The sequence below is a fragment of the Herbaspirillum sp. CAH-3 genome, from assembly GCF_009668275.1.
GTDB classification, from domain to species: domain Bacteria; phylum Pseudomonadota; class Gammaproteobacteria; order Burkholderiales; family Burkholderiaceae_D; genus Herbaspirillum; species Herbaspirillum aquaticum.
In genome coordinates, this window is the sequence record NZ_VSWE01000004.1 from 99,335 (window position 1) to 121,516 (window position 22,182).

Sequence of the window (22,182 nt, forward strand, 5' to 3'; positions counted from 1 at the left end):
AGTGTCAAGCCTTTTGACCGTGCGGCTAAGTGCCTGTATAATTTGCGGTTTTCCTGTTTCGCCATGGGTTTTCGACGGGCGCGGCAAGGGAAAAATCGTTCTTATTCATTCATTCGTGAGGTTTCACATGTACGCGGTCATAAAAACCGGCGGCAAACAATACAAAGTTGCTGCTGGCGAAAAACTCAAAGTAGAACAGATACCGGCTGACATTGGCTCCGAAATCACTTTGGATCAAGTGCTCGCAGTGGGCGCAGGCGAAACCGTGAAGTTCGGTGCGCCGCTGGTCGCAGGTGCTACGGTGCTGGCTACTGTGGTAGCACAAGGTCGCCATGACAAGGTCCGCATCTTCAAGATGCGCCGTCGCAAGCACTACCAAAAGCGTCAAGGCCATCGTCAGAACTACACCGAACTGCAAATCGTCTCGATCAACGCCTAAGCGTTGACCTGAACGAACTGCTCATCCAAAGTCATCAAGGAGTTTTAAATGGCACACAAAAAAGGCGGCGGCACTACGCGCAACGGCCGTGACTCAGAATCGAAACGCCTGGGCGTCAAGGTTTATGGCGGCCAAGTGATCAACGCTGGCGGCATCATCGTCCGTCAACGCGGCACCCGCGTCCACGCTGGCGAAAACGTCGGCGTCGGCAAGGACCACACCCTGTTCGCCCTGAAGGACGGCAAGGTCAAGTTCGTTGTCAAGGGCCTGCAACAGCGTCAATACGCTACCGTCGTTACGGCGTAAGCGTTCCTGTCATCCGGGTTCGCCCGGAAACCAGGCATAAAAAAGGCTCTGCCGGTGGTGGAGCCTTTTTGATTTTTGAAGAGCCGTCAACAAAGCGCCGAGCCCAGCCTTCCGTCGGAAGCGCCGGGATGGGTCCTGACCAGGACCGAGGATGCATCGACGTTTTGTTAGCGGCTCCCATGACCCATGAGGCGTCCAAATCATGAAATTCATCGACGAAGCACGTATTGAAGTCGTGGCAGGGGATGGCGGCAACGGCGTCGCCAGCTTCTGCCGCGAGAAATTCCGCCCCTTCGGCGGTCCCGACGGCGGCGACGGCGGCAAGGGCGGCACCATCTGGGCCGTGGCCGACCGCAACGTCAACACCCTGATCGACTATCGCTACGCCAAGCTGCACCGCGCCGGTCGCGGCGAAAATGGCCGTGGCTCGGACTGCTACGGCAAGGGTGCCGATGACGTCTACCTGCGCATGCCGGTGGGCACGCTCATCGTCGACATCAACACCGGCGAACACATCGCCGACCTGACCTTCCACGGCCAGACCGTGATGCTGGCCAAGGGCGGCGAAGGCGGCTGGGGCAACATCCACTTCAAGACCTCCACCAACCGCGCCCCGCGTCAGAAGACCGAAGGCAAGGAAGGCGAGCGCCGCGAGCTGCGCCTGGAACTGAAGGTGCTGGCCGATGTGGGCCTCTTGGGCATGCCCAATGCGGGCAAGTCGACCTTCATCACGGCCGTCTCCAACGCCCGTCCGAAGATCGCCGACTATCCCTTCACCACCCTGCACCCGAACCTGGGCGTGGTGCGCGTGAGCCACGAAAAGAGCTTCGTGATCGCCGATATCCCCGGCCTCATCGAAGGTGCGGCCGATGGTGCTGGCCTTGGCGTGCAGTTCCTGCGCCACCTGCAGCGCACCGGCCTGCTGCTGCACATCGTCGACCTGGCCCCCTTCAATGATGAAGTCGATCCGGTCAAGGAAGCCAAGGCCATCGTGCAGGAACTGAAGAAGTACGACCAGTCCCTGTTCGACAAGCCGCGCTGGCTGGTCCTGAACAAGCTGGACGTGGTGCCCGAGGCCGAGCGTGCCAAGCGCGTGAAGGATTTCGTCAAGCGCTTCGGCTGGAAGGGTCCGGTCTTCGAGATTTCGGCGCTCAATCGTGATGGCTGCGAAGAGCTCATCAACGAGATCTACAAGTATCTGGAAACCAAGCGCGCCGAAGAGCACCGCTCGGAAGAAACCCAGATGACCGAGGAAGCCCGCGCCATCTCCAGCATCGATCCGGACGATCCGCGTTTCAAGGTCCTGGACTGATTCATTGCGCCGCGGCCCTGATCCTTCTTGGGGCTGCGCGCGGGGGCGGTTCGGGCTATCATCTCTGCCTGTCGGATTTTCCGACCGCTCCCAGAAGAATCAGAACCCGGAACACTATGCAATCGGTCATTCAACGCGCCAAGCGACTCATCATCAAGGTTGGCTCTTCCCTGGTCACCAATGATGGCAAGGGCCTGGACGCCAACGCCATCGCCCGCTGGGCAGAACAGATCGCGCAACTGCGCGCGCTCGGCAAGGAAGTGGTGCTGGTGAGTTCGGGCGCGGTGGCCGAAGGCATGCAGCGCCTGGGCTTCGACAAGCGCCCGACCGGCATCCATCACCTGCAGGCTTGTGCGGCTGTCGGCCAGATGGGCCTGGCGCAGATCTACGAAACCAGTTTCCGCAAGCACGACCTGCACACCGCGCAGGTGCTGCTGACCCACGCCGACCTGGCTGACCGCGAACGCTACCTCAATGCCCGCTCCACCCTGTTCGCCCTACTGCAACTGGGCGTGGTGCCGGTCATCAACGAGAACGACACGGTGGTCACCGACGAGATCAAGTTCGGCGACAACGATACCTTGGGCGCCCTGGTGGCCAACCTGATCGAAGCCGAAGCACTCATCATCCTCACCGACCAGCCGGGCCTGTTCACCGCCGATCCGCGCAAGGATCCGACGGCCACCCTCATTTCCGAAGCGCGCGCGGGCGACGCCTCGCTGGAACTCATCGCAGGCGGCACCGGTACCGGCATTGGCCGTGGCGGCATGCTGACCAAGATCCTGGCCGCCAAGCGCGCCGCCACCTCCGGCGCGCATACCGTGATCGCCTGGGGCCGTGAGGAGCAGGTCCTCACGCGCCTGGCTGCGGGAGAAGCCATCGGTACCCAGCTCAACGCCGAGACCGCGCAACTGACCGCGCGCAAGCAATGGATGGCCGATCACCTGAAGACCGCCGGCCGCGTGGTGCTCGATGCCGGCGCGGTGCAGAAGCTGAGCCTGGAAGGCAAGTCGCTGCTGCCCATCGGCGTGGTGGAGGTCTCGGGCGAGTTCGGCCGGGGCGACGTGATTACCTGCGTGGACGAGAGCGGCCGCGCCATCGCGCGCGGCATGAGCAACTACAACAGCTCGGACGCGCGCCGCATCATCCGCCATCCTTCCTCGGAGATCCAGGCCATCCTGGGATTCGTCGAGGAGCCGGAACTGGTGCATCGGGATAACCTGGTGCTGCTGTGAAGGCGATGCATCACGTTGCGCGATGGTAATGATTTATACGATATATAAGATATATAAGATATATAAGATATATAAGATATATAAGATATAAATTATTTCGTGTAGGTAACAAAAAACGCGGCCGAGGCCGCGTTTTTTATCGGGTGCTTCAGACCGGCAAACCGATCAGCGACGCACAGGATCAATACGTGTCTGCGTCTTGAGGCGATTGACGATGCTCTTGACGTTCTCATTGTCGGCAATGATCTTGCCTTCGCAGAAATAATCCTTGAACAGCGCGCCATCGATGCGATTGACGCCGATATCGCGGATCGGCTGCCACTTGTCGCGACGCGAGCGCGACCATTTGCCATCGGGATGGCCGAAGGCGTAGGTCTTCTTTTCCCAGGTCTCGCAGCGCATGCCTTCGTACATCACGTTGACCGCACCGCCTTCGGTCTTGGTGACCACGGTGTAGCGCACCACCTTGTCGGTGCCGACCGAGACCGAGTTGGTATCGACGTAGGCCTTCATGGTGGCATTCGGGCTGAGGTAGAACTCGGCCAGGTTCTGCTCCTGGGGAGTCGGCGGCAACTGCACGGCGATTTCCTGCCAGGGCTTTTCCTCGTCGTCGAATTCTTCATCGAAGCTCTGCGCCAGTGCGCCGGCGCAGGCCGCCAGCAGCGAGCAGGCCAGTACCGCGCGGCGCATGCCGCGCACGGAAAACAGGGGGCGTGGGGATTCAGGTTGCTGGAAAGAGGGCATGGAACTCACTTGGTTTCCGGCGTGCTCGCGCCGTTGCAGGGCTGGGCTTGTGCAGCCTGGCCCGGATTCTTGTGGGGATGCGCAATGCGCCCGGCTTGTTCGGCACGACGCGGGCCGTGGCCCGGACGATTCAGGAAGCGCGACAATTCCTGCAGCGCCTGCTGGTAGACCTCGCGCTTGAACTCGATGACCACATCAAGCGGCACCCAGTAGTCATGCCAGCGCCAGGCATCGAATTCCGGATGCGAGGTGCCGCGCAGGTTGACATCGCAATCGCGCCCGACCATGCGCAGCAGGAACCAGATCTGCTTCTGGCCGCGGTAATGGCCGCGCACTTCACGCTTGATGAAATGATCGGGGACTTCGTAGCGCAGCCAGTCACGGGTGCGGCCGATGATCTTGACGTGCTCGGCACGCAGGCCGATCTCTTCTTCCAGTTCCCGGAACATCGCCTGTTCGGGGGTCTCGCCGTGCTTGATGCCGCCTTGCGGGAATTGCCAGGAGTGCTCGCGTACGCGCTTGCCCCACCACACCTCGTTATTGGCGTTGAGCAGGATGATGCCGACGTTCGGGCGGAAGCCTTCTCGATCCAGCATGGTGATCCTCAAACTTTCTGCGGCTGGAAGTCCCTTTCAGGCAGGCTCATGCGACTGCGGGCGTACGCGGCAAAGCCGGTACGCCAGGCGGTCAGGAGCAATCACATCGATGCACGGATGTCATTGAAACTAGGAGCAAATCTGCAAAGAAAGGGCGCATCAGCCAGCTAATCCTTTAAAATTGGAACGATTATAACCCTCCTCTTTTTAAAAAGAACCGACCGTCATGCGCGCCTCACGTTTTTTTATTTCCACCCTGAAAGAAGCCCCGTCCGACGCTGAAATCGTGAGCCACAAGCTGATGATGCGTGCCGGCATGATCAAGCGTCTGGGGGCTGGCATCTACACTTACATGCCCATGGGTCTGCGCGTGATTCGCAAGGTCGAAGCCATCGTGCGCGAGGAAATGAACCGCGCCGGCGCCGTCGAGCTGTTGATGCCGGTCGTGCAGCCGGCCGAGCTGTGGCAGGAAACCGGCCGCTGGAACAAGATGGGCGCCGAGCTCATGCGCGTGAAAGATCGCCATGGCCGCGACTTCGCCATCCAGCCGACTTCGGAAGAAGTGGTCACCGACGTGGCCCGCACCGAGCTGCGCAGCTACAAGCAATTGCCGGTCAACTTCTATCACATCCAGACCAAGTTCCGCGACGAGCGCCGCCCGCGTTTCGGCCTCATGCGCGGCCGTGAATTCACGATGAAGGATGCCTACTCCTTCGACCGCGATGTCGATGGCTTGAAGAAGTCCTACCAGGCCATGTATGACGCCTACGTGCGCATCTTCACCCGCTTCGGCCTGGAGTTCCGCGCCGTGGCAGCCGACAACGGTGCCATCGGCGGTTCCGGTTCGCACGAATTCCACGTCATCGCCGCCACCGGTGAAGACGCGCTGGTGTATTGCCCCACCTCCGATTACGCCGCCAACATGGAAGCGGCCGAAGCGCTGCCCGTGGACAGCAGCCGCGCTGCCGCCACCCAGGCGCTGGAAAAGACCGCCACGCCCGGCAAGTCCAAGTGCGAGGCCGTGGCTGAACTGCTGGGCCTGCCGCTGGCGCGCACCGTCAAATCCATCGTGCTGGCAGTGGACAACGAAGATCCGGCCAAGAAGGAAATCTGGCTGCTGCTGCTGCGCGGCGACCATGAGCTCAACGAAGTGAAGGCCAGCAAGATCCCGGGCCTGTCCACCTACCGCTTCGCCAATGAAGCCGAAATCGTCGAGTGGTTCGGCACGCCGCCGGGCTACCTGGGCCCGATCGGGACCAAGAAGCCGGTCAAGGTGGTGGCCGACCGCACGGTGGCCAACATGGCCGATTTCGTCTGCGGTGCCAACGAAGCCGATTTCCACTTCACCGGTGCCAACTGGGGCCGCGACCTGCCCGAGCCGCTGGTGGCCGATATCCGCAACGTCGTCGAAGGCGATGCTTCCCCGGACGGCAAGGGTGTGCTGGCGATCCAGCGCGGCATCGAAGTGGGCCACGTGTTCCAACTGGGCACCACCTATTCCGAAGCCATGAAGGCAACCTACCTGGATGAGTCCGGCAAGCCGCAACCGCTGGTGATGGGCTGCTACGGCATCGGCGTGACCCGTATCCTGGGCGCGGCCATCGAACAGAATTTCGACGACCGCGGCATCATCTGGCCGACCTCGATTGCGCCCTTTGAAGTGGTGCTCTGCCCCATGGGCTATGACCGCAGCGAAGCCGTCAAGACCGAGATCGACAAGCTGTACGCGCAACTGACCGAAGCCGGTGTGGATGTGGTGCTGGATGATCGTGGCGAGCGTCCGGGCGCCATGTTCGCCGACTGGGAACTGATCGGCGTGCCGCATCGCATCGTCGTCGGTGACCGTGGCCTCAAGGATGGCAACATCGAGTACCAGGGTCGCCGCGATGCCGAAGCCACCCAGGTGCCGCTGGCCGAGGCGCTGGCCTTCATCCAGGGCAAGCTGGCTGCCTGATCTTTGCGCAGGCTGCAATGACAAAGGCGGGCGCCATGGGCGTCCGCCTTTGCTTTTGGGGAGAGCGAAATTACTTGGCCGGGACGATGGTCACGGTTTCGCGCAGGATGCCGCCCGAGGCGACGCTGCCCTCGCTGTTGCCCTGGCCGTTGACGCGCTTCTCGCAATCGATGCGGTCCGATTGCGGCAGGCCCTCACAGCGGCGCAGGGCGTTTTCCTTCAGTTGGTCGGCACCAGGATCGGTCAGCGTGCCGCGTGCAGCGGCTTGCTGGGCGGCGCCGGCTTCACGCAGGCAGGTAGCGCGGTCTTCGGTGGAGGCACCGCTCTTGCAGGCGGCGATCTGCTGCTGGTATTCCGAATTGCCGGCCTTGCCCGCAGCGAACACGTGCGATGCACCGCCCAGGGCGGCCAGGCCGATCACGAGGGCGCTGGCCGAACGCAGCAGTTGGTGACGCAGGGTGGCGGATTGGTTTGGCATGGTCATTTCCTTTCTCTTGGTCATGAGCGTCCAGGCTCATCAGTGGATGGCACAGGGATAGACCCGGTTTCCGGTTTTCGGTTCTTTTATTCAGTTCTGCCGGTGACGATGTGAGCTGGAACGCTGAAACCGGCCTTTGCGGCCGGTGCCACACCCTGCAGAACCGCCATGGTAGGCGGTGACAGGCCTGCTGGCCATCAGAGAAGCGCTGCAAGAGGCGTCAGACAAGAGGAAAGCCGGCGAGCAAGCCGGCCCGCTCTGAAACATCCGGAAACAAAAACGCCCGCATGACATCTGCGGGCGTTTTTGTTTGCAAGTCGCTTGCAAACCGCGGGCGTCGATCAACTCAGGTGAGCCGAGATCAGCTTGGTCATTTCAAACATCGTGACTTGCTTCTTGCCACCGAAGATTGCCTTGAGCTTGTCGTCGGCATCGATGTTGCGCTTGTTTTCGGCGTTTTGCAGCTTGTGCTTCTTGATGTATTCCCAGACCTTCTTGGTCACTTCCGTGCGCGGCAGCGGCTTGGCGCCGACCACTTCGCCAAGGGCAGCCGACGGCGTCAGCGGCTTCATGAAGGCGGCATTGGGAGTACGTTTTGCTGCGGGCTTGGCGGCGGGTTTTGCTGCGGCCTTCTTGGGAGCGGCTGCCTTGGGAGCTGCCTTCGGTGCGGCTTTCGGCGCTGCCTTTGCTGCAGGCTTGGCTGCTGCCTTGGGAGCGGCGGCTTTGGCGGCCGGTTTGGCGGCTGCTTTGGCGGCAGGTTTGGTTGCGGGTTTTGCTGCTGGCTTCTTTACTGCGGCTGCTGCTTTTTTTGCTGTGGCCATCGGAAAGACTCCTCACAAGAATGAGATGAATGCGTCATTTACGCACCGCTAATAGTGGTGCTCTTTGCACGGCCACGCAAGTATTTTTTAGCGGATTTTCCAGTGAAAGCGCCAGGAAACAACGAGCCGCCCCGATCCGCCGTCAAGCCGCGCCGGTAAAGGGATCGCGGCGGATCGCACAAGTCCGGAAAAGGGCTGCTTTGGCGATCTCGGAGGTGAAGGAAAAGCGATGAAAGAAGGGCATGTTTTCGTGCGCGTGACGCGGGCAGAAAACGCATCCGCAGAGACCGGAGCAGGCCTGGAAAACCGAAGGGAAAAGCGGGGGAGGGGAGTTTTCCGGCGGTTGAAGAGACCTCCGGAGGTCGTGCAGGAGGGGCGCAAAGCCTTGTCCAGCAAGGCTTTGCGGTCGATGCCGTCAGCGCATGCCGCCTGGCAGCATGCCCTTCATGCCGCGCATCATCTTCATCATGCCGCCACCCTTGAGCTTCTTCATCATCGATTGCATCTGCTCGAACTGCGAGAGCATGCGGTTGACTTCCTGCACCTGCACGCCGGCACCGGCGGCGATGCGGCGCTTGCGGGTGGCCTTGATCAGTTCCGGCTTGGCGCGTTCCTGCGGGGTCATGGAGTTGATGATGCCTTCCATGCGGCGCACCTGTTTCTCGGCCTGGTCCATGTTGGCGTTGCCGGCGGCGGCCTGCATCTGGGCCGGCAGCTTGTCCAGCAGGCTGGTGAGGCCGCCCATCTTCTTCATCTGCGACAGCTGGGCCTTGAAGTCATTGAGGTCGAACTTGCCGCCGCCCTTGATCTTGTGCGCCAGGTCCTGTGCGGCTTCCATGTCCACACCCTTGCGCGCCTCTTCCACCAGCGCCAGGATGTCGCCCATGCCGAGGATGCGGTTGGCCATGCGCGAGGGATCGAAGGCTTCCAGGCCATCGAGCTTTTCGGCCACACCGGCGAACTTGATGGGCTTGCCGGTGATGTGGCGCACCGACAGCGCAGCACCGCCGCGCGAGTCGCCGTCCAGCTTGGTGAGCACCACGCCGGTCAGCGGCAGGGCGTCGTTGAAGGCCTTGGCGGTGTTGATGGCGTCCTGGCCCAGCATGGCGTCGACCACGAACAGGGTTTCGATGGGCTTGATGGCGGCGTGCACGGCACGGATTTCATCCATCATGGCCTGGTCGATGCCCAGGCGGCCGGCAGTGTCGACGATCAGGACTTCGTGGTGGTGCTTCTTGGCGTAATCCAGTGCGGCCAGGGCGATGTCGACCGGCTTGTCGGTCGGCTGGCTGGGGAAGAAGTCGGCGCCGGCCTGGCCGGTCACGGTCTGCAACTGGCCGATGGCAGCCGGGCGGTAGACGTCGGCGGAGACGGTCAGGACCTTTTTCTTCTTGTTCTCGCGCAGGTATTTGGCGAGTTTGCCGACGGTGGTGGTTTTACCGGCACCCTGCAGGCCGGCCATCAGGATGATGGCGGGTGGCTGGGTCGCAAAGTTCAGTTGCGAGGCTTCGGCACCGAGGTCGGCCCCCATCAGGCTGGCCAGCTCGCGCTGGACCACGCCCACCAGCGCCTGGCCGGGGGTGAGCGAGCCGATGACCTCTTCGCCCATGGCTTTTTCCTTCACCTTGGCGATGAATTCGCGCACGGCGGGCAGGGCCACGTCGGCCTCCAGCAGGGCCAGGCGCACTTCGCGCAGCATCTCGGCGGTATTGGATTCGGTCAGTCGCGCCTCGCCGCGCATGGTTTTGACGACTTTGGCGAGGCGTTGGGTCAGGTTGTCTAGCATGGTGATATCTGCAAATGAATGGGGCGGAAAGGCCGCAGGGCCGCTGGCCGGGACGACGACGCACCGGGAGTGCGCAGGTGGGGCGGCGGGCAATCCTGCATTCTAACCGATCAGCCCTGCTGCGCCCCTGCCGGCGCGTGCGGCCCAGATGGGGGCGCTACGTAAAATTAACAGCTTGTATGGCTTGCGCTCTTTGTGTATACATGGGCGCTGAATTTCCAAGCGCACAGAATAATCAAGGCCCGCGCCACGCAGCACGGGCCAAACGCCATCGAGACTGCCGGGCTGCACGACTGCCGCCGGCGCGCCGTATCAACAACGATACACACAAGAGGAGAGTGGAAATGCAACAGCAAAAACCAAAACAATGGATCGCGCTGGCCCTGCTGGCCTGTGCCGGTTTCTCGGGCGCCAGCCACGCGGCCGACGATGTCATCCGCCTGGGCAACCTGAAGTTCGCCCACTATGGCGCCGTGTCCTACATCAAGGAGATCGCCCCCAAGTGTGGCATCAAGGTCGATGAAAAAGTCTTCGCCAAGGGCCCGGACGTGATGCAGGGCATCCTGGCCGGTGAGCTCGATGTGGGCACGACTGCCTCCGAAGCCGCCATTTCGGGCCGTGCCAACGGTGCGCCGATCTATGTGGTGGCCGGTTTCGCCAAGGGCGGCGCGCGCCTGGTGGCGGGCAAGGACTCGGGCATCAAGTCGGTCAAGGACTTGAAGGGCAAGAAGGTGGGGGTTACCCGTGGCGGCATCCATGAAGTGCTGCTGGATGCCGAACTGGGCCAGAACGGTCTCTCCGCCAAGGATGTCACCATCGTCTATCTCGCCTTCGCCGACCTGAACCAGGCCCTGCTGGGCAAGAACATCGACGCCATGATGCAGAGCGAGCCGCAATCCTCGCAGGCCATCAACAAGGGCTTCGGCGTGGAAGTCATGAAGCCGTATGACACCCCCATCGGCGAGCCCTACCGCACCATGGTGATGACCGAGAAGTTCTATACGGAGAAGCGTCCTCTGGCCGAGAAGTTCATGCGCTGCTTCCTGGAGGCGACCAAGACCTTCATCGACAAGCCGGAAGTGGCCGAAAAGTACGTGCGTGAAGTGATCTTCAAGAACCAGATCACCAAGGAAGACTTCTACGACGCCATCGGCAACTCGCCCTACGCCTACGACATCACGACCGAGCACATCCAGGTCACCACCGACACCATGGCCAAGTACGGCACCGGCAAGATGGCCAAGCCGCCTGTGGCCAAGGATTGGGTGAAGACCGATCTGCTTGAGCAGGCCAAGAAGAGCATGAACCTGAAGTAAGGCGGGGGAACCTCGATGGCAAAGAACAACAAGAGCAGCTTCCTGCAGGGGCTGCTGGTGCCGATCATCGTGATCGCACTGTGGGAGGGCGCCTCCCGGGCTGGCTGGATCAATCCGCAGATCCTGCCTTCGCCCTGGGCGGTCCTGAAGAAATGGGTGGAATACGCCACGCCGCTGAAACCCTATGAACCCGAGGCCGGCAGCTGGCTGGCCTGGGCCTTCTCGGGTGAACTGATCATGGATGCCATCGGCAGCCTGTACCGGGTGGTGGCCGGCTTCCTGATCGGTGCCGGGCTGGCCCTGCCGCTGGGCTTGCTGATGGGCTCCAGCCAGCGCATCTACGGCTTGATGAACCTGACGGTGCAGGTGATCCGCCCGATTCCGCCGATTGCCTATATTCCCCTGGCCATCCTCTGGTTCGGGCTGGGCAATCCGCCGGCGCTGTTCCTGATCTCGCTGGGGGCTTTCTTCCCGGTGCTGATGAATACCATCGCCGGGGTGCGCCAGGTCGACAGCATCTACCTGCGCGCGGCCCGCAACCTGGGGGCGAGCCAGTCCACGCTGTTCCTGCGGGTGATGCTGCCGGCGGCGGTGCCCTACATCCTTTCAGGCGTGCGCATCGGCATCGGCACCGCCTTCATCGTGGTGATCGTGGCCGAGATGATTGCGGTGAGCAATGGCCTGGGCTTCCGCATCATGGAAGCACGTGAATATTTCTGGTCGGACAAGATCATCGCCGGCATGATCACCATCGGCCTCTTGGGCCTGGCGATCGACCTGGGCATGAGCCGCCTCAACAATTACATGCTGCGCTGGCATCGCGGGCTGGAGAACTGAGATGAACCCGACCAATGCTTCCCCGCGCATTCGTATACAGGATGTGCACAAGGTGTTCAAAACCGATGACCGCGAGGTGGTGGCCCTGAAGGACATCCAGCTCGATATCCCGGACGGCCAGTTCGTCTGCCTGCTGGGGCCCTCCGGCTGCGGCAAGTCCACGCTCCTGAACGCCATCGCCGGGTTTGCGCTGCCGTCTTCCGGCCAGATCCTCACCGGCGACAAGGTCGTCACCGAGCCGGGACCGGATCGCGGCATGGTGTTCCAGGAATACGCGCTCTTCCCCTGGATGACGGTGGAACAGAACGTGGCCTTCGGGCTGGAGATCAAGGGAACGCCCAAGGCAGAAATCCACCAGCGGGTCACGCAATTGCTGGACAAGCTGGGCCTGATCGACTTCCGCACCCGTTTCCCCAAGGACCTCTCGGGCGGCATGCGCCAGCGGGTGGCCATCGCCCGGGTGCTGGCGCTGGATTCGCCGATCATGCTCATGGACGAGCCCTTCGGTGCCCTCGATGCGCTCACCCGCCGCAACCTGCAGGATGAGCTGCTGCGCATCTGGGACGAGTTCAGGAAGACCATCGTCTTCGTCACCCACAGCATCGAGGAGGCCATCTACCTGGCCGACCGCATCGTGGTCATGACCTACCGTCCGGGCACGGTCAAGCGCGACATGCTGGTGAACCTGCCGCGCCTGCGCGATCCGGCCGACCCCGAGTTCAATGCCTTGAAACGCGAACTGGGCCAGCTGGTGATGGAGGAGCAGCAGCGCCATCACAATGCAGAGATGAAGGCGGCGGCGGTCGACTGACGCGGCTGCGGCGCTCTGGAGTGAAGCGTGCGACACGGCAGGCAAGCCCTGCCGTGTCGCATTTGGCGGGCCCGATTCGCGCGTCGGATGACCGGGCGCAAGCAGGCCGGGGGCCGAGATAGTGTAAACTCGGGTGATGCAAACTTATTTTTTCATCCTGGCTGCGCTGCTCTATCTGGGCTGCGCCTTCATGCCCTCGGAGCGGCGCGTGCCGATTTCGGCGGGCATCGTGGCTGGCTGGGTGCTGCATGGCGGGGCGCTGCTGTCGGACATGTTCGCGCCCGACGCGCTGCGGGTGGGCTTTGCGGTCATGCTGTCGTCCACGCTGTGGATCTCGGTGGCGGCCTACTGGCTGGAAAATCGCAATTTCTCGCTCGACAGCATGCGCGTGCTCGTCTTGCCGGTGGCGGCGGTGGCGGTGGTCCTGCCCAGCGCCTTCCCCGGCAACATGGTGGCGCTGGCCGGCAAGTCCGACTGGTTCCTGGCGCACATCGCCGTCTCCATCCTGGCCTACAGCACGCTCACCATCGCCGCCTTCCATGCGGTGTTGATGGTGCTGCAGGAGTCGCGCCTGCATACCCGGCCCGGTCCGGCCGCCCAGTCGGGCTGGTTCGGGCTGGCGCTGGATCGCCTGCCGGCGCTGCTGACCATGGAAAAACTGCTGTTCCGCCTGATCGCCTTCGGCTTCACCTTGCTGACGCTGACGGTGCTGTCGGGTGTCGTCTTCTCCGAGCAGTTGTTCGGGACACCATTCAAGTGGGACCACAAGACGGTCTTCACCATGCTGTCCTGGCTGCTGTTCGGCCTGCTCCTGGCCGGCCGCCGCTGGCAGGGATGGCGGGGGCGGACCGCGCTGAGCTTCACGCTGGCCGGGTTCGCCATCCTTTTATTGGCTTATGTGGGCAGCCGGTTCGTTCTTGAAGTCGTGCTGCATCGGGTTCTGACATGAAATATCTGATTTGGCTGGTGGTCCTGCTGGCCGTGGTGGTGTGGTTCCAGCGCGCCAAGAAATCCATGCTGGCCGGCAGCGACCGTGCGGCCGACGGCAATCCGGCGGCCGGGGAGCCCGAGCCGGGCATGCCGCGTCCCAAGCCTTCGCGCTTTCGCCGCCGTGGCGACAGCAATGTCGAGACCATGGTGCAGTGCGCCCATTGCGGCATCCACTTTCCGTCTTCCGAGGCGGTGGTCCATGCCTCCGGCGCGCACTACTGCTGCGAAGAGCATCGCCGGCTGGCTTCCTTCTGACCATGGATGCGGCCTTCCCTGACGCCGGCGCCTGGATCATCGATGGCGACGGCTGGTGCGATCACGCCCGCCGCGAACCCTCGCCCAATTGCGACGAACGCCCTGAAGGCGTGGCCGCCGAGCTGCTGGTGATCCACAACATCAGCCTGCCGCCCGGTGAATTTGGCGGCCCTTATATAGCCGACCTGTTCTGCAACCGGCTCGACTTTGACGCGCATCCTTATTTCGACCAGCTGCGTCCCCTGCGCGTCTCGGCCCACTTCCTGATCCGCCGTGATGGCGAGGTGGTGCAGTTCGTGCCGGCCCATCGCCGCGCCTGGCATGCGGGCGTATCCAGCTTCGAGGGGCGCGAGCGCTGCAATGACTTTTCCATCGGCATCGAGCTGGAAGGAACCGACTTCGAACCCTTCACCGAGCCCCAGTATGCGACCTTGGCGAAGCTCTCCCAGGCCCTGGTAACGCGTTACGGATTGACCGCCGTGGCCGGTCACGAACACATCGCGCCGGTGCGCAAGACCGACCCCGGACCCTTCTTCGACTGGGCCGGCTATCACAACAAAATGGTGAAAATTGTTAACGCGGCGCAATTGCGCTTCCCTCTTGGCCTTCACAAAAGTCAAGCTTGAGCAGCATAAAAATTCTCTAAATAGCGGTTGCATCTGCCCGGACCCGCTACTAGAATTAGTCCCATTCGATGTTTTGATACTAGATGTAGTGTTCAGTTGAACTTGTTGTTGGTGTCGGGTCTTCATCCACGGCCGGCCCGTTTCAGGCAGTGCTTCAGAAGGTGCAAGACCCGCGAGGCAGTAACCAAGTACGACAACGCCCCCGGTTCTCCTTCTTTTAATTCCGTTCCACACATCAGTTTCAAGCAGTTTTGCGTCAGCATGAATGTCCACGCAAGGGACAGTCATTGTGGGACGCTTCCGCCGTTCGCGGGCCCTTTGTCGTTCCGGGCCCGGATGAAGTTATTAGCAACGCAGCTGGCAACCCCCGGCCATCTGCCCCATGTACCCCAGGAGGCTAAGTGCGCTCAACCCAAGAAATTTCCGTCAAATCGCCCGCTCCGTTTGGCACCTCTGCCGAGCTGGAAGGTTCCGCTGAAGGCCAGGCCATCGTGTCCCAGACCGCTGGCCTGGGCGAATACCGCATCATCCGCCGCAATGGCGCCGTGGTCGGTTTCGAGCCCTCCAAGATTTCCATCGCCGTGACCAAGGCCTTCCTGGCCGTCAACGGTGGCCAGGGTGCCGCCTCGGCGCGCGTGCGCGAGATGGTCGAGCAACTGACCACCAACGTGGTGTCGGCGCTGGTGCGCCGCCAGCCTACCGGTGGCACTTTCCATATTGAAGATATCCAGGACCAGGTCGAGCTGGCCCTGATGCGTTCGGGCGAGCATGACGTGGCCCGTGCCTACGTGCTGTACCGCGCCAAGCGCATGGAAGAGCGCGCCCAGCAAGGCGCCGCCACCAAGACCGAAGTGGCCGCACCGCAACTGCACGTGACCGAAGACGGCCAGAGCCGTCCGCTGGACATCAACGAAGTCCGCGCCCTGATCGCCGCTGCCTGCGTCGGCCTGGAATCGCACGTCGATGCCGAAGCCATCCTGTCCGAAACCGTCAAGAACCTGTACGACGGCGTGCCCGTCGAAGAGCTGTACAAGTCCGCCATCCTGGCTGCCCGCGCGCTGATGGAAAAGGATCCTGCTTACAGCCAGGTGACCTCGCGCCTGCTGATGCACACCATCCGCAAGGAGGTCTTCGGCAAGGAAGTGGCCCAGGCAGACGCCCCGGCCGAGTACCTGGAATACTTCCCGCAATACGTCAAGAAGGGGATCGAGGCCGAGCTGCTCGACACCAAGCTGGCCCAGTTCGACCTGGCCAAGCTGGCTGCCGCCATCAAGCCCGAGCGCGACCTGCAGTTCGGCTACATCGGCCTGCAGACCCTGTATGACCGTTATTTCCTGCACATCGGCGGTACCCGCATCGAGATGCCCCAGGCGTTCTACATGCGTGTGGCCATGGGCCTGGCACTGAACGAAATCGACCGCGAAACCCGCGCCATCGAGTTCTACGACCTGCTGTCCTCGTTCGACTTCATGAGCTCGACCCCGACCCTGTTCAACTCGGGTACCCAGCGTTCGCAGCTGTCCTCGTGCTATCTGACCACGGTGGCCGACGACCTCGACGGCATCTACGAAGCCATCAAGGAAAACGCCCTGCTGGCCAAGTTCGCCGGCGGCCTGGGCAATGACTGGACCCCGGTGCGCGCCCTGGGCGCCCACATCAAGGGCACCAACGGCAAATCGCAAGGCGTGGTCCCCTTCCTGAAGGTGGTCAACGATACCGCCGTGGCGGTCAACCAGGGCGGCAAGCGCAAGGGCGCAGTGTGCGCCTACCTGGAAACCTGGCACATGGACATCGAGGAATTCCTCGAGCTGCGCAAGAACACCGGCGACGACCGCCGCCGCACCCACGACATGAACACCGCGAACTGGATTCCCGACCTGTTCATGAAGCGCGTGATGGAAAAGGGCGAGTGGACCCTGTTCTCGCCCTCCGACACCCCGGACCTGCACGACAAGTTCGGCCGTGCCTTCGAAGAAGCCTACACCGCCTATGAAGCCAAGGCTGCCCGTGGCGAGCTGAAGCTCTTCAAGAAGGTGCAAGCCAACGACCTGTGGCGCAAGATGCTGTCGATGCTGTTCGAAACCGGCCACCCGTGGATCACCTTCAAGGATCCCTGCAACATCCGTTCGCCGCAGCAACACGTGGGCGTGGTGCACAGCTCCAACCTGTGCACCGAGATCACCCTGAACACCAACGAGAGCGAGATCGCGGTCTGCAACCTGGGTTCGGTGAACCTGCCGGCGCACCTGGTCAATGGCGAGCTGGACCATGCCAAGCTGCAAAAGACCATCCGCACCGCCATGCGCATGCTGGACAACGTCATCGACATCAACTACTACGCCGTCAAGAAGGCACGTGATTCCAACCTGCGCCACCGTCCGGTGGGCATGGGCATCATGGGCTTCCAGGACTGCCTGCACATCAAGCGCGTGCCGTACGCCTCGATGGACGCCGTCGAATTCGCCGACCGCTCCATGGAAGCCGTCTGCTACTACGCCTACATGGCCTCGACCGAACTGGCTGAAGAGCGCGGCCGCTATGCTTCCTACCGCGGTTCGCTGTGGGATCGCGGCATCCTGCCGCAGGATTCCCTGAAGCTGCTGGCGCAAGAGCGCGGCGGCTACCTGGAAACCGACAGCACCGAGACCCTGGACTGGGCCGCCCTGCGTGCACGCATCGCCGAACACGGCATGCGCAACTCGAACTGCGTGGCCATCGCCCCGACGGCGACCATCTCCAACATCATCGGCGTGTCCGCTTGCATCGAGCCGACCTACCAGAACCTGTACGTGAAGTCGAACCTGTCGGGCGAGTTCACCGAGATCAACGAGTACCTGGTGCGCGACCTGAAGGCCCGTGGCCTGTGGGACGAAGTCATGGTCGCCGACCTCAAGTATTTCGACGGCAGCCTGGCCAAGATCGACCGCATCCCGCAAGACCTGCGCGACATCTACGCCACCGCCTTCGAAGTCGATCCGTCCTGGTTGGTGGAAGCCGCCTCGCGTCGCCAGAAGTGGATCGACCAGGCCCAGTCGCTGAACATCTACATGGCCGGTGCTTCCGGCAAGCGCCTGGACGAGACCTACAAGCTGGCATGGCTGCGTGGCCTCAAGACCACCTACTACCTGCGCACCATCGGCGCGACCCACACCGAGAAGTCGACTTCCCGTGCGGGTGCACTGAACGCCGTGGCCGTTGACGGCGGCGCCGGTGCCATGGCGTCGGCACCGGCCGTGCCGGCCGCACCGATCGCTTCGGCTGCCGCTGCCTCGGCCGCCTACGTGATGCCGACCCCGGGTGCTTCGATCGAAGCCGACGGTCCGGTCTGCACCATGCGTCCGGGCGATGCGGGCTTCGAAGAGTGCGAGGCCTGCCAGTAAGCAATCCGGGCAGGGCCGGGATGGCCTGCTGATGAGGATGATTCAAGGTCATCCGAGATGACGGCAGCACCACTGTCCCAAGTCCTGCCCACCCTAGCCGGCGCATCGCGGTGAACTTCACCGGATGCGCCGTTGTCACCTGATAGACACCCGCCGCGCCATGGTCATGCGACCTCGCCGGCAGCGACCGATAAAGTAAAGAGGAACCAGAGATGCTTTCTTGGGATGATGAAGTCAAGCAACCGGCCCAAGCGCCGCGCACCCCCAACCTGCAGCCGCAACTGCAACCGGCCTTCGGCCAGTCCAACGCTGCGCTGAACCCGGCACTGATGGCCGGCAACGGCGAGCAGGTCGACACCACCCGTCGCGTCAATGCGGCCGACAAGCGCATCATCAACGGCCACACCGACGTCAACCAGCTGGTGCCCTTCAAGTACAAGTGGGCCTGGGACAAGTACCTGGCCGGCTGCGCCAACCACTGGATGCCGCAAGAGATCAACATGCAGCGCGACATCGAGCTGTGGAAGAACCCGAACGGCCTGACCGAAGACGAACGCCGCCTGGTCAAGCGCAACCTGGGCTTCTTCGTCACCGCCGACTCGCTGGCGGCCAACAACATCGTGCTGGGCACCTATCGCCACATCACCGCACCGGAGTGCCGCCAGTACCTGCTGCGCCAGGCGTTTGAAGAAGCGATCCACACCCACGCCTACCAGTACATCGTCGAGTCGCTGGGCCTGGATGAAGCCGAGATCTTCAATGCGTATCACGAGGTCGCATCGATCCGCGACAAGGACGAGTTCCTGATTCCCTTCATCGATACGCTGACCGATCCCGAGTTCAAGACCGGCACGATGGAGAATGACCAGAAGCTGTTGAAGTCCTTGATCGTCTTCGCCTGCATCATGGAAGGCCTGTTCTTCTACGTGGGCTTCACGCAGATCCTGGCACTGGGTCGCCAGAACAAGATGATGGGTGCGGCCGAGCAGTACCAGTACATCCTGCGTGACGAATCGATGCACTGCAACTTCGGCATCGACCTGATCAACACCGTGAAGATGGAGAACCCGCACCTGTGGACTCCGGCGTTCCGCGACGAAATCAAATCGTTGTTTTTACGCGCGGTGGAGTTGGAATATCGTTACGCAGAGGATACAATGCCGCGAGGCGTGCTCGGGTTGAACGCTACCATGTTCAAGGGCTACCTGCGATTCATCGCAAACCGCCGCGCACAGCAAATCGGATTGGACCCGCTGTTCGCACAAGAAGAAAATCCGTTCCCTTGGATGAGCGAGATGATCGACTTGAAGAAGGAGCGCAACTTCTTTGAGACCCGTGTCATCGAATACCAAACCGGGGGCGCACTGAGTTGGGAATGATGTGCAGTCTTGAAGTTCTCTTCATCGAGACATGATGCACAACAGGAGCCGGGTAGCTTGCAAGATGCCCGGCTGCTGAAACGGAAAAGGCCTACGCCAAATTAATGAACAGTCAGAGACCGAATCAATCTTCTCTGTTATCGCCGCTTAACCCCATCTTGTCGGGTCAGGCGGCTTTTCCTTTGAAAAACACCAAGGTTTTTCAGGAACGCGATTCCGACGCTAGCGTTTGAACACGCTGGCGTTTTTTTTGGTGTCGCGCCTGCTCCCGTAGTCGCATCTTCCTGCGCCATTGCGCGGGCACTACCGGAGGGGCGTCGCCAAGATAGCTGAAGCGCTGCATAGGTGAGGGGATGCAGCAGTTCAGCTGGTGCCGAATTCATTAGCGCAAGCCACAGGCGGCTTGTGCCGATGAATAGCTCGCCCGCGTCATCGCGATGTCGCGTGCGGGTTGCTTATATCAAGCTTGATTTTTTCCATTCACGTGAAGAAGGAGAAACAAAATGGCAACAGCAGCAAAGAAGACCGCGGCGAAGAAGCCGGCGGCAAAGAAGGCGGCAGCCGCCAAGGAAACCACCAAGAAGGTAGCCGCGCCCAAGGCCGCAGCCGCCAAGAAGACCGTGGCCAAGGCCGCCGCCAAGCCGGCAGCCGTGAAGAAGGCAGCCGCTCCGAAGGCAGCAGCGAAGAAGGTTGCAGCGCCGAAGGCAGCTGCAAAGAAGACCGCAGCGCCGAAGGCAGCCGCAGCGAAGAAGGTTGCAGCTCCGAAGGCAGCCGCAAAGAAGACCGCAGCGCCGAAGGCAGCCGCAGCGAAGAAGGTTGCAGCTCCGAAGGCAGCAGCAAAGAAGGTTGCAGCTCCGAAGGCCGCCGCCAAGAAGGCAGCAGCGCCGAAGGCAGCAGCAAAGAAGGTTGCAGCTCCGAAGGCAGCCGCAGCGAAGAAGGTTGCAGCTCCGAAGGCAGCCGCCAAGAAGGTTGCAGCGCCGAAGGCCGCCGCCAAGAAGGCAGCAGCTCCGAAGGCAGCAGCGAAGAAGGTTGCAGCTCCGAAGGCCGCCGCCAAGAAGGCAGCAGCGCCGAAGGCCGCCGCAGCAAAGAAGGTTGCAGCTCCGAAGGCCGCCGCCAAGAAGGCAGCAGCGCCGAAGGCAGCCGCTCCCAAGGCAGCAGCAGCCAAGAAGGTTGCAGCTCCCAAGGCAGCCGCCAAGAAGGTAGCCGCTCCGAAGGCCGCCGCGCCCAAGGCAGCAGCAGCTCCGAAGGCCGCCGCCAAGAAGGCCGCCGCTCCGAAGAAGGCAGCCGCCAAGCCGGCAGCCGCCGCAGCACCGGCCGCCAAGACCGTGCTGAACCCGGCTGCTGCATGGCCGTTCCCGACCGGCGCTGGCCGTCCGTAAGATCGGCGCGCGTCTAGTCTGATCCCCTCAGACTGAAGGCCGCTGTATGGCATTGCGCCATGCAGCGGTTTTTTTATGCCCGCAAAGAGGGTTTGCCATGCCTGGCGATCCAGGCAGCATCACGGCTCTGGCAAATCGCCGTAATGGCACAATATATGAAAGCTCAGGTATGCTCGCTCGCGCTACCCGCACTGGCGCTGGCTCCTGATGCGGCGTATCGCGCCGCGCATGATGCCGCGTGCAGCTTGCGATTGCGCTGCAGCCGCTTGCCCACTAGTATGTGCCCTGCCTCTCACTGATGGAGATCCCTGTGCTGCATAGTATTTTCACGATGATCGTCAACGCCGTCGCCAGCATCCTGGCCGGCGTCCTGCTGCTGCGTTTCTGGATGCAGGTAGTGCGCGTGCGTCCGCCGCAATCGGTGGGGCAATTCGTCTACCAGCTGTCCGACTGGCTGGTGCTGCCCCTGCGCCGGCTCATGCCCGGCGGCCGCCATGACTGGGCCAGCCTGGTGGGGGCTTTCCTGATCGTGCTCTTGTCCATCATCGCCATCCTGGGCTGGCAGACCAACTTCGATTTCAAGCTCATCTTCCTGGTGTCGCTGGAGCGCTTCTTCGAGTGGATCTGCTATGGCTTCATGGCCACCTTGATCCTCGAAGCCGTCTTCAGTTGGGTCAACCCGCATGCACCCCTGGCTCCATTCGTACGCGCCCTGAATGATCCGCTGCTGCGCCCGCTGCGCCGTATCATCCCGCCGCTGGGGGGCGTGGACCTGTCGCCGCTGGTGCTGCTGATCCTGTTGCAGATCGCCGTGCGGGTGGTGGGTGCGCTGCTCTTCGGGGTGTTCTGACCCGCCAGCCAGCGTCGCATCAATGAAAAAGAGCCGGACATCGTCCGGCTCTTTTCGCATCTGCGCAGCCTCTGCAGCGATCGCTCAGCGCTTCTGTCTGGCCGACCATTGTTCCAGCGCTTGCATGGTGTTCTCCACATGCTTTTCCGGATTCATGTCGGTGTATTCGTAGAGGATGGCGTGGTCGGGCGTGATGACGTAGGAGGTGCGGCTGGCGTAGCCGGAGACCTTCATGAACTGGGCGTCATAGGCCTTCATGATCTTCTTGTCGACGTCGGCGGCCACCGCAAACTTGCTGCGGCATTCGCTGACCGAGAATTTGTTGAGCGTCTCGATATTGTCGCCCGACACGCCGATGACGGTTGCGCCCAGTGCCTTGTAGCGATCCACAGCCTCGGCAAACAGATGGGCTTCGATGGTGCAGCCGGAGGTGAAGGCAGCCGGGTAGAAGTACAGCACCACGGGTCCCTTCTTCAGGGCCTGCGAGAGTGAAAAGGTCGAGACCTGTCCGCCCAGTGAACTCGGGGCCGAGAATTCGGGGGCCTTGTCTCCCGGTTTCAAGGCCGCCAGCGCGGACTGCGAACACAGTGCCGCACCCAGCAGGAGGGAGGCGGCAGACCAGCGGCGCAGGCGAAGGCGCACATCAGCAGGCAAGGCAAACTTGGAAGGGCTCATCATCGCACATCTC

21 protein-coding genes are annotated in these 22,182 nt (G+C 62.1%); 15 read left to right on the plus strand and 6 right to left on the minus strand.

Annotation, left to right across the window (positions count from 1 at the left end):
* Positions 1 to 127 precede the first annotated feature (127 nt).
* The 4 genes from rplU to proB all read left to right on the plus strand — a co-directional run bounded on the left by rplU (position 128) and on the right by proB (position 3,292).
* A complete protein-coding gene (gene rplU, locus FYB76_RS06490) occupies positions 128 to 439 on the plus strand; it encodes a 50S ribosomal protein L21 (RefSeq protein ID WP_006713215.1) in 312 nt (103 codons plus the stop codon).
* A gap of 48 nt (positions 440 to 487) precedes the next feature.
* Positions 488 to 745, plus strand: a complete 258-nt coding sequence (gene rpmA / locus FYB76_RS06495) for a 50S ribosomal protein L27 (RefSeq protein ID WP_006713216.1) — start codon at positions 488 to 490, stop codon at positions 743 to 745.
* A gap of 202 nt (positions 746 to 947) precedes the next feature.
* On the plus strand, positions 948 to 2,057 hold the full coding sequence (obgE, locus tag FYB76_RS06500) for a GTPase ObgE (RefSeq protein ID WP_008334622.1): 1,110 nt from the start codon (positions 948 to 950) through the stop codon (positions 2,055 to 2,057).
* Between the two features lie 116 nt (positions 2,058 to 2,173).
* On the plus strand, positions 2,174 to 3,292 hold the full coding sequence (gene proB / locus FYB76_RS06505; protein ID WP_154133068.1) for a glutamate 5-kinase: 1,119 nt from the start codon (positions 2,174 to 2,176) through the stop codon (positions 3,290 to 3,292).
* A 165-nt stretch (positions 3,293 to 3,457) separates the two neighbouring features.
* On the opposite strand, the gene FYB76_RS06510 is transcribed toward proB, so the two are convergent.
* Positions 3,458 to 4,036: a CNP1-like family protein gene (locus FYB76_RS06510; protein ID WP_154133217.1), complete on the minus strand. Its 579-nt coding sequence runs from the start codon at positions 4,034 to 4,036 to the stop codon at positions 3,458 to 3,460.
* 5 nt (positions 4,037 to 4,041) lie between these two features.
* Positions 4,042 to 4,632, minus strand: coding sequence for an RNA pyrophosphohydrolase (locus FYB76_RS06515; RefSeq protein ID WP_154133069.1), 591 nt, complete (start codon positions 4,630 to 4,632; stop codon positions 4,042 to 4,044).
* A gap of 226 nt (positions 4,633 to 4,858) precedes the next feature.
* Here FYB76_RS06515 and FYB76_RS06520 point away from each other — a divergent pair, with 226 nt between their 5' ends.
* Positions 4,859 to 6,586: a proline--tRNA ligase gene (locus FYB76_RS06520; protein ID WP_154133070.1), complete on the plus strand. Its 1,728-nt coding sequence runs from the start codon at positions 4,859 to 4,861 to the stop codon at positions 6,584 to 6,586.
* Positions 6,587 to 6,656: 70 nt separating this feature from the next.
* On the opposite strand, the gene FYB76_RS06525 is transcribed toward FYB76_RS06520, so the two are convergent.
* The 3 genes from FYB76_RS06525 to ffh form a co-directional block, all read right to left on the minus strand.
* Complete coding sequence (locus tag FYB76_RS06525) at positions 6,657 to 7,064, minus strand: hypothetical protein (RefSeq protein ID WP_154133071.1); 408 nt, start codon at positions 7,062 to 7,064, stop codon at positions 6,657 to 6,659.
* Between the two features lie 341 nt (positions 7,065 to 7,405).
* Entirely contained in the window at positions 7,406 to 7,885 is a 480-nt protein-coding gene (locus FYB76_RS06530; RefSeq protein WP_088756262.1) for an SWIB/MDM2 domain-containing protein, read from the minus strand.
* A gap of 415 nt (positions 7,886 to 8,300) precedes the next feature.
* A complete protein-coding gene (gene ffh, locus FYB76_RS06535; protein WP_039790476.1) occupies positions 8,301 to 9,671 on the minus strand; it encodes a signal recognition particle protein in 1,371 nt (456 codons plus the stop codon).
* Positions 9,672 to 10,015: 344 nt separating this feature from the next.
* On the opposite strand from ffh, the gene FYB76_RS06540 reads away from it, so the two are divergent.
* The 10 genes from FYB76_RS06540 (at position 10,016) to FYB76_RS06585 (ending at position 21,494) form a co-directional block, all read left to right on the plus strand.
* Positions 10,016 to 10,987, plus strand: a complete 972-nt coding sequence (locus FYB76_RS06540; protein WP_154133072.1) for an ABC transporter substrate-binding protein — start codon at positions 10,016 to 10,018, stop codon at positions 10,985 to 10,987.
* 15 nt (positions 10,988 to 11,002) lie between these two features.
* Positions 11,003 to 11,824 carry an ABC transporter permease gene (locus tag FYB76_RS06545; RefSeq protein WP_154133073.1) on the plus strand — a complete coding sequence of 274 codons (822 nt, stop codon included), beginning with the start codon at positions 11,003 to 11,005 and terminating at the stop codon, positions 11,822 to 11,824.
* A 1-nt stretch (position 11,825) separates the two neighbouring features.
* Positions 11,826 to 12,635, plus strand: a complete 810-nt coding sequence (locus FYB76_RS06550; RefSeq protein WP_088756259.1) for an ABC transporter ATP-binding protein — start codon at positions 11,826 to 11,828, stop codon at positions 12,633 to 12,635.
* 136 nt (positions 12,636 to 12,771) lie between these two features.
* A complete protein-coding gene (locus tag FYB76_RS06555) occupies positions 12,772 to 13,584 on the plus strand; it encodes an inner membrane protein YpjD (RefSeq protein ID WP_088756258.1) in 813 nt (270 codons plus the stop codon).
* Entirely contained in the window at positions 13,581 to 13,880 is a 300-nt protein-coding gene (locus FYB76_RS06560) for a PP0621 family protein (protein WP_088756257.1), read from the plus strand. Before FYB76_RS06555 ends, FYB76_RS06560 begins: the two co-directional genes overlap by 4 nt.
* A 2-nt stretch (positions 13,881 to 13,882) precedes the next feature.
* Entirely contained in the window at positions 13,883 to 14,506 is a 624-nt protein-coding gene (ampD, locus tag FYB76_RS06565; RefSeq protein WP_154133074.1) for a 1,6-anhydro-N-acetylmuramyl-L-alanine amidase AmpD, read from the plus strand.
* Positions 14,507 to 14,907: 401 nt separating this feature from the next.
* On the plus strand, positions 14,908 to 17,886 hold the full coding sequence (locus tag FYB76_RS06570; RefSeq protein ID WP_088756255.1) for a ribonucleoside-diphosphate reductase subunit alpha: 2,979 nt from the start codon (positions 14,908 to 14,910) through the stop codon (positions 17,884 to 17,886).
* 212 nt (positions 17,887 to 18,098) lie between these two features.
* A complete protein-coding gene (locus tag FYB76_RS06575) occupies positions 18,099 to 19,265 on the plus strand; it encodes a ribonucleotide-diphosphate reductase subunit beta (protein WP_154133075.1) in 1,167 nt (388 codons plus the stop codon).
* Positions 19,266 to 19,768: 503 nt separating this feature from the next.
* Positions 19,769 to 20,644, plus strand: a complete 876-nt coding sequence (locus tag FYB76_RS06580) for a histone H1-like DNA-binding protein (RefSeq protein WP_154133076.1) — start codon at positions 19,769 to 19,771, stop codon at positions 20,642 to 20,644.
* A 310-nt stretch (positions 20,645 to 20,954) separates the two neighbouring features.
* The gene (locus FYB76_RS06585; RefSeq protein WP_088756252.1) at positions 20,955 to 21,494 is read left to right on the plus strand and encodes a YggT family protein; all 540 of its coding nucleotides are present in this window, start codon (positions 20,955 to 20,957) and stop codon (positions 21,492 to 21,494) included.
* A gap of 84 nt (positions 21,495 to 21,578) precedes the next feature.
* On the opposite strand, the gene FYB76_RS06590 is transcribed toward FYB76_RS06585, so the two are convergent.
* Positions 21,579 to 22,172 (minus strand): peroxiredoxin, encoded by a 594-nt coding sequence (locus tag FYB76_RS06590; protein ID WP_154133078.1) that lies wholly within the window; start codon positions 22,170 to 22,172, stop codon positions 21,579 to 21,581.
* Between the last annotated feature and the right edge of the window lie 10 nt (positions 22,173 to 22,182).